General features: G+C 73.0%; 6 protein-coding genes and 1 pseudogene. 1 reads left to right on the top strand and 6 read right to left on the bottom strand.

From position 1 onward, the window contains the following. Both purU and ACFQH9_RS30875 read right to left on the bottom strand, forming a co-directional pair. Positions 1–785: formyltetrahydrofolate deformylase (gene purU, locus ACFQH9_RS30880; RefSeq protein WP_379571778.1), on the bottom strand; the 785-nt coding region annotated here is incomplete at its 3' end. Positions 786–796: 11 nt separating this feature from the next. After that, on the bottom strand, positions 797–2,170 hold the full coding sequence (locus tag ACFQH9_RS30875; protein WP_379571776.1) for an L-serine ammonia-lyase: 1,374 nt from the start codon (positions 2,168–2,170) through the stop codon (positions 797–799). Positions 2,171–2,399: 229 nt separating this feature from the next. On the opposite strand from ACFQH9_RS30875, the pseudogene ACFQH9_RS30870 reads away from it, so the two are divergent. Continuing rightward, positions 2,400–2,510: pseudogene (locus ACFQH9_RS30870) on the top strand (GntR family transcriptional regulator); the annotation flags it as partial. 165 nt (positions 2,511–2,675) lie between these two features. Here the strand turns inward: ACFQH9_RS30870 and ACFQH9_RS30865 are convergent. The 4 genes from ACFQH9_RS30865 to ACFQH9_RS30850 form a co-directional block, all read right to left on the bottom strand. After that, on the bottom strand, positions 2,676–3,296 hold the full coding sequence (locus tag ACFQH9_RS30865) for a cyclodeaminase/cyclohydrolase family protein (protein ID WP_379571774.1): 621 nt from the start codon (positions 3,294–3,296) through the stop codon (positions 2,676–2,678). A gap of 67 nt (positions 3,297–3,363) precedes the next feature. Then, positions 3,364–5,832, bottom strand: coding sequence for a GcvT family protein (locus tag ACFQH9_RS30860; protein ID WP_379571772.1), 2,469 nt, complete (start codon positions 5,830–5,832; stop codon positions 3,364–3,366). Positions 5,833–5,885: 53 nt separating this feature from the next. Then, on the bottom strand, positions 5,886–6,557 hold the full coding sequence (locus ACFQH9_RS30855) for a sarcosine oxidase subunit gamma (protein ID WP_379571770.1): 672 nt from the start codon (positions 6,555–6,557) through the stop codon (positions 5,886–5,888). Continuing rightward, on the bottom strand, positions 6,550–7,783 hold a 1,234-nt coding region (locus ACFQH9_RS30850), incomplete at its 5' end, for a glycine cleavage T C-terminal barrel domain-containing protein (RefSeq protein WP_379571768.1). The genes ACFQH9_RS30850 and ACFQH9_RS30855, both read right to left, overlap by 8 nt.

Below are 7,783 nucleotides of genomic sequence, written 5' to 3'. Positions count from 1 at the left end.
GCCCGGGAGAGGGCCAGCGCCTCGGCGTCCCGGCCGACCGTCTGCAGCGCCTTCGGGTCGTAGGCGTGGTCGATCCGGATCACCTCCTGCTCGATGATCGGGCCTTCGTCGAGGTCCGGGGTGACGTAGTGGGCCGTGGCGCCGACGAGCTTGACCCCGCGGTCGTAGGCCTGGTGGTAGGGCTTGGCGCCCTTGAACCCGGGCAGGAAGGAGTGGTGGATGTTGATGGCGCGCCCGTGCAGGGCCTTGCAGGTCTGGTCGGAGAGCACCTGCATGTAGCGGGCCAGCACGACCAGCTCGGCGTCGTACTCGTCGACCAGCTGGAGCAGCCGGGCCTCGGCCTGCGGCTTGGTCTCCGGGGTGACGGGCACGTGCACGAACGGCAGCCCGGCCGCCTCGGCCATCGGGCGCAGGTCCTCGTGGTTGGACACCACGGCGACGATCTCGGCGCCGAGGCTGCCCGCCCGCCAGCGGAAGATCAGGTCGTTGAGGCAGTGCCCGAGCTTGGACACCATGACCAGGATCCGGGCGTCCTGCGCCGGGGCGAAGCTGAAGTCCATGGCGAAGTCGGCCGCGACGGGCTCGAACCCGCGGGACAGGGCCTCCAGGTCGACCTCGTCGTCGGCGGTGACGACGGTGCGCAGGAACAGCCGGCCCCGGACCGAGTCGTCGAACTGCTGGTACTCGCTGATGTCGCAGCCGTACTCGAACAGGTAGGCGCTGACAGCGCGGACGATGCCGGTGCGGTTGGGACAGCTCAGGGTGAGGATGAACGAGCGGGTCACAGGGGATCTCCTCAGCACTCCACGACGGTGAGAGCCAGCCCGCCGCGGGCGGTCTCCTTGTACTTGTCCTTCATGTCCGCGCCGGTCTCGCGCATGGTCCTGATCGCCTTGTCCAGCGAGACGTGGTGGGCGCCGTCGCCGCGCACGGCCATCCGGGCGGCGGTGATGGCCTTGACCGAGGCCACGGCGTTGCGCTCGATGCAGGGGATCTGCACCAGCCCGCCGACCGGGTCGCAGGTCAGGCCCAGGTTGTGCTCGATGCCGATCTCGGCGGCGTTCTCCACCTGCTCCGGGGTGCCGCCGAGGAGCTCGGCGAGACCACCCGCGGCCATGGAGCAGGCCGAGCCGACCTCGCCCTGACAGCCGACCTCGGCACCGGAGATGGAGGCGTTCTCCTTGAACAGCAGCCCGATCGCGCCGGCGGTGAGCAGGAACCGCACGGCGGCGTCGTCGTCGAAGGCGGGCAGGAACTTCGCAGCGTAGTGCAGGACAGCGGGCACGATCCCGGCCGCGCCGTTGGTCGGGGCGGTCACCACCCGCCCGCCGGCGGCGTTCTCCTCGTTGACCGCCAGCGCCCAGAGGGTGACCCACTCCATCCCGCGCAGGGCGTCGGTGTCGTCGGCGTGGGACTCCAGCCGCCCGCGCAGCTGCGCGGCCCGGCGGCGCACCTCGAGCCCGCCGGGCAGCACCCCGGCGGTGTGCGTGCCGCGCTCGACGCACTCGCGCATCACCGACCAGATGTGCAGCAGGCCGGCGCGGATCTCCCCCTCGCTGCGCCAGGACAGCTCGTTGGCCAACATGACATCGCTGACCCGCAGCCCGGTCCGGCGGGTCAGCGCCAGCAGCCCGTCCCCGGTGGTGAACGGGTACCGCACGGGAGTCGGGTCCTCGACCAGGACCGGGCGGCCGGCCTCGTCCTCGTCGAGCACGAACCCGCCGCCGACCGAGTAGTACTCGCGCCGGTCGAGCACGGCGCCCTCGGCGTCGGTGGCGGTGAGGACCATGCCGTTGGAGTGGAAGTCCAGGCGCTTGCGCCGGTGCAGCACCACGTCGTCGTCGACCGAGAACGCGATCTCGTGCTCGCCGCCGAGCGCGATCCGCCGCCCGGAGCGCACCGCCTCGACCGCCGGGTCGGCGGCCACCGGGTCGACCAGGTGGGGCTGCTCCCCCGCCAGGCCCAGGACCACGGCCTTCACCGAGCCGTGGCCGTGCCCGGTGGCCCCGAGCGAGCCGAACAGCTCGCAGCGCACCGCGGCGGTGCGGGCGAGCAGCCCGGTCTCCCGCAGGCGGGAGACGAACAGCCAGGCTGCGCGCATCGGCCCGACGGTGTGGGAGCTCGAGGGTCCGATTCCGACCTTGAACAGTTCGAACACCGAGATCGTCATTGCGCGCTCCTCGTAGGGTCGGCGCGGTCACTCCATCCGGAGCACCGAATACTAAACTGATATATTAGTTTCAGGCAAGTGGTATTTCTGGGCGGATGCTGCTGTCTCGCTCCCTGGGTCTCAGGAACCAGGAGGACGATCGTGACCGCCGCCCCGCAGGAGCTCGGGCTGCCCCCGACGTCCGTCCCGGTGCCCGTGCCGACGTCTCGCCGACCGCGCCTACGCCGCGATCCAGGATCGGTTGATCATGCTCGACATCCCGCCGATGTCCCCCATCGACGACGTGGCCCTGATCGAGTCCCTCGGGGTCGGGCGCACCCCGGTCCGGGAGGCGCTCCGCGGGCCTGCTGCGCGCCATCGCCGGCGGCGCGGCGGCGGAGGCCGAGCGGCTCGCCCGCGAGCACGTCCAGGGCTTCGAGGAGGCGATCCGGGCGATCATCTGAGCCGGCCCGACCCGCGGGGCGGGAGCGCACGCGTCAGCCCAGCGCCACGAGGACCGGGGTGGTCATCGGACGATCTGCTCCCGGACGGCGGCGGTGACCTTGTCGGCGCGGACGAGGAGGTCGTCGACACCGGTGAGGGCGTCGGCGAGTTCCGCGCGGGCGCCCGGGTCGGTGATGCCGACGAGGTTGATCTCGACGTTGACCCGGGCGGTGGAGGCGGCGGCACGGGCCGCGTCCGCCGCGGCCGCGACGTCGCTGACGACGGTGGGGTTGCCGATCGGCCGCAGCCGTTCGGCCAGGCCGAGGATGCGATCGGCCAGGGCGACGACCTGGGCCGGGACCCGCCCGGCCTCGATCAGGGCGGCGGCGATCGCGAGGGACCGTCCGGTCTTCTCCCGCTCGGTCGCGCGCGGCATCGCGAAGGCGGACCCGACCGCCCCGAACACCGCGGCGTCCTGCTCGGCGAGGCTCAGCGCGAGCAGGCGGCACTCGTCGGAGTCGTCACGGACGGCGGTGATGGTGTCGACGTGGCCGGCGTACGTCTCGCCGTCGCTGTAGCGGGCGACCATCCCGACGAGCGCGGCCGCCTGCGCGGCGTGCAGCGCCGCGCTCGCGCCGCCGCCGGGGGCCGGGACCCGCGCGGCGAGGGACTGCAGGAACTCGTCGAGGGTGTCCGTGCGCATGGGGTCGTCCTTCACGTTCGAGCCCGCGCGGGCGACGCCGGCATCGGCCCGCGGTCGGGGCGAGGGGTCAGCGGCGGATGCGGGCCATCTCCGGGTCGACCAGCGGCTCGGCCGAGACGGTGGCGCGCACCCTGCGGTCGAAGTACTGGATCTCCACGGAGGTGCCGATCTCGACGGCGGGCAGCCAGGCGTAGGCGACGGGCGTGCCGATCGAGTGCCCGAACGCGGCGGAGGTGACGTAGCCGGCGGGCCGCCCGTCGAGGAGGACGGGCTCGTGGCCCAGCACGACGCTGCGGCCGTCGTCGACGGTCAGGCAGGTCAGCCGCCGGGTGACGCTGTCGTCGCCGAGGCCGGCGAGCGCGTCCCGGCCGACGAACTCGCCCTTCTGCGGCCGCACCGCGAAGCCGACGCCGGCCTCGTACGGGTTGTGCTCGGTGGTCATGTCCGTACCCCAGGCCCGGTAGCCCTTCTCCAGGCGGAGGCTGTTGAAGGCCGCACGGCCGGCGGCGATCACCCCGAGCGGGCGACCGGCCTCCCACAGCACGTCCCACAGCTTCTGCCCGTACTCGGCGCTGGTGTAGATCTCCCAGCCCAGCTCACCGACGTAGGACAGCCGCATCGCGGTGACCGGGATCCCCGCGATCTGTGCGGCCCTGGCGCGGAAGTACTTCAGGCCCTCGTGGGAGAAGTCGTCCGGGCTGAGCGGCTGGACCAGGTCGCGGGCCAGGGGCCCCCACACGCCGATGCAGCAGGTGCCGCCGGTGATGTCGCGGATCTGCACGGTGTGGTCGCCCGGGGCCTGGCGGCGCAGGTGGTCCAGGTCGAGCCGGCCGTTGGCGCCGACCTGGAAGCGATCCTCGGCCAGCCGGGCGACGGTGAGGTCGCTGCGGATGCCGCCGGCCTCGTCGAGGGCCAGGGTGTAGGTGACCGAGCCGACGGACTTGTCCATCTTCCCGGTGGTCAGCCGCTCCAGGAAGGCGAGCGCGCCCGGGCCGGCGACCTCGATCCGCGTCAGCGGGGTCATGTCGTAGAGCGCGACCGCGGTGCGGGTCCTCCACGCCTCGGCAGCGGCGATCGGCGAGTGGAACATCGCCGACCAGGCGTCCCGTGCGGGGGGCTGCCACTCGGCGGGCAGCTCGTCGACCAGGTGCGCGTTGGCCTCGTACCAGTGCGGGCGCTCCCAGCCGTGCGACTCGAGGAAGAACGCGCCGAGCTCCTGCTGCCGGGCGTGGAACGGGCTGACCCGCAGGTTCCGCGGGGACTCCCTGGGCTGCAACGGGTGCAGCACGTCGTAGATCTCGACGAAGTTCCGCTGGGAGGTCTCGTCGACGTAGGCGTCGGTCGTCTGGATCTCGTCGAAGCGCGCCACGTCGCAGCCGTGCAGCTCGATCTCGCTGCGGCCGTCGACGAGCAGCTGGGCGACCGCGCGGGCCACGCCCGAGGAGTGCGTCACCCAGACCGCCTCGGCGATCCAGAAGCCGGCCACCTCGGGGGACTCGCCGATCAGCGGGCCGCCGTCCGGGGTGAAGGAGAAGATCCCGTTGAAGCCCGTCTCGATCTTCGCCTCGCGCAGGGAGGGCAGCAGCAGCCGGCTGTGCTCCCAGGAGGGGGCGAAGTCCTCCTCGGTGAACGGCAGCATCGACGGCATGGCGGCCTCGCCCATGTCGTCGTCGTCGACCTCGGGCAGGTCGGTGAGGCGCACGGGCATCGGGCGGTGGGCGTACGAGCCGATGCCGATACAGTCGTTGTGCTCGCGGTAGTAGAGGTCCTGGTCCTGCTGGCGCAGGATCGGCATCCGGGCTTCGATCTCGTCGTCGTTGCGGCCGACGAGCTCGGCGACCTGCCCGGTCCGCACGTACTGGTGGGCCAGCGGCAGCAGCGGCACCCGCATGCCGACGAGCTCGCCGAGCTCGCGGCCCCAGAACCCGCCGCAGGACACGACGATGTCGGCGGGCACCTCGCCGTGGGTCGTCTGCACCCCGGTGACCCGGCCGCCGGCCTGGTTGATCCCCACGACCCGGGTCGAGCCGCGGAACTCCGCGCCCCGGGACCCGGCGCGCCGCATCAGGGCGACGACCGCGCGGGAGGCCTTGGCGAGCCCGTCCGTCGGGGTGTGCAGGCCGCCGAGGACCTGCTCGGGGTCGAGCAGCGGGTGCAGCCGCGCGCACTCCTCCGGCCCGACGACCTCACCCGGGACGCCCCAGGAGGTGGCCCAGCCCTGCTTACGGTGCAGGTCGGCGAGCCGCTCCGGCGTGGTCGCGACCTCCAGACCGCCGACCTGGTTGAAGCACCAGGCCCCGTCGACGTCCAGTCCCAGGAGCTTCTCGACGGTGTAGGTGGCGAACTCGGTCATGGTCTTCGACGCGTTGGTCTGGAAGACCAGGCCGGGCGCGTGCGAGGTCGATCCGCCGGTGAGCGGCAGCGGTCCCTGGTCGAGGACGGTGACCCGGGTCCATCCGCGTCCGGTGAGCTCGTCCGCCAGGTTCGCCCCGACGATCCCGGCTCCGATGATGACGACGCGTGGGGTGGTGCTCATGCTGTCTCCTCACGGGCGGTCGTCGGCGACCGCCGCGCAGTGCGTCAGGGCGATCAGGTGGTGGCGAGCGCGTGCTCGGGGCGGGAGGCGGGGCGGAGCTCCGTGCGGAACTCCTGGGCGGCGTCGAGGAGCCAGTCGGCGAGGTGGCCGGCGAAGGACGGGCGCACGAAGAGCCGGTAGTCGTCCTCGGCGAGGGCCAGCAGCAGCACCCCGGCCAGGCCGACCGTGGTCTGCGCGGCGGAGCCGGCGGGGAAGGCGAGCGGGCGCAGGTCCAGCGAGCAGCCGAAGGACAGCAGCTCGCGGGCCCGGCCCCCGCGGAGGCGGAGGCTGGTGCGCTGCGCGGAGACGTCGACCGCGGCGCCGCCGTAGGGCGAGACCGCGCCGATGAGCGTGTGCTCCCACTCGTGCGGCTGCGCAGCGCTCGTCACCAGCCACTCGTCCGGCCCGAGCCAGATCAGCTGCCCGTCGCCGGTGCGGGTCCAGGTGTTGGGCGTGGTCGGCAGGGCGGCACCGAGCATCCGCGCGGCGGCGTCGGCGCCCGGCCCGCCGGGATCGACCCGCAGGTCGACCGCGGCGACCTCGGCCTCGGCCTCGATCCGCAGCCCGGTGCCGGCGGGACCGGCCAGCTCGGCGGAGAGCTCGGCCAGGGCCGGCTTCCGGCTCTCGAGCGGGTGGGTGCGGTACAGCGAGGGCGACTGGGTGCGGGACCGGATGCGGTCAGCCATCGCGGCGTGCTCCTTCCGGGTCGACGAGGACCGATCCGCCGATCTCGACGGGGACGAGGGCGCCGTCCACCGGGACGTGCACGATCTCCCCGATCCGCGCCCGGCCGCCCTTGACCAGCGCCAGCGCGAACGGGCGACCCAGCTCGGCGCTGTGGTAGCTGGAGGTGACGTGCCCGAGCATCGGCACCGGTGGCGGGGGCAGCACCCCGTCGGCGCGGAACTCGACGATCTGCGAGCCCTCGGGCAGCTTCGTGCGGGAGTCGGTGGGCAGCAGCGAGACCAACTGCTTCCGCAACGGGTTCTGGTTCTCCGGGCGGGCGAACGAGCGCTTGCCCACGAAGTCCGGCTTCTTCTTCGACACCGCCCATTCCATGCCCAGGTCGTGCGGGCTGACGGTGCCGTCGGTGTCCTGGCCGATGATCGGGTAGCCCTTCTCGGCGCGCAGGACGTGCATGGTCTCGGTGCCGTACGGGGTGATCCCGTACGGCGCGCCGGTCTCGAGCAGCCGCTCCCACACCGCGCGCGCGTACCAGGAGTTGACGTTGACCTCGAAGGCCAGCTCCCCGGAGAAGGAGATCCGGGCGATCCGGACCGGGACCCCGTCGAGCTCCGTGTCGTGCCAGGCCATGAACGGGAAGGCCGCGTCGGAGACGTCGAGGCCGGGGAAGACCTCGGCGACGACCTCGCGCGAGCGGGGGCCGACGACCGGGAAGACCGCCCACTGCTCGGTCACCGAGGTCAGCGTGACGCGCAGCTCCGGCCACTCGGTCTGCAGCCACTCCTCGAGGTGGTCGAGGATCGTCGCCGCGCCGCCGGTGGTGGTGATGACCAGGAACCGGTCCTCGCCCAGCCGCAGGACGGTGCCGTCGTCGATGACCATGCCGTCGTTGCCGCACATGACGCCGTAGCGCACGCGGCCGATCTTGAGGCTGCTCATCATGTTCGTGTAGACGCGGTCGAGCAGCACCGCGGCGTCCGGGCCCTGGACGTCGATCTTGCCGAGGGTGGAGCCGTCGAGGATGCCCACGCCGCCGCGGACGGCCGCGCACTCGCGCAGCACGGCGGTCTCCATGTCCTCGCCCGGCCGCGGGTAGTAGCGGGCGCGCTTCCACTGCCCGACGTCCTCGAACACCGCGCCGGCCTGGATGTGCCAGGCGTGCAGCGCGGTGGTCCGCACCGGGTCGAACAGCGCCCCGCGCTCGCGGCCGGCCAGGGCGGCGAAGGCG

The sequence above is a fragment of the Pseudonocardia lutea genome, from assembly GCF_042658055.1.
Lineage (GTDB): Bacteria > Actinomycetota > Actinomycetes > Mycobacteriales > Pseudonocardiaceae > Pseudonocardia > Pseudonocardia lutea.
Note: the sequence above shows the minus strand (reverse complement) of the source record. Positions and strands in the feature narration are given on the sequence as shown.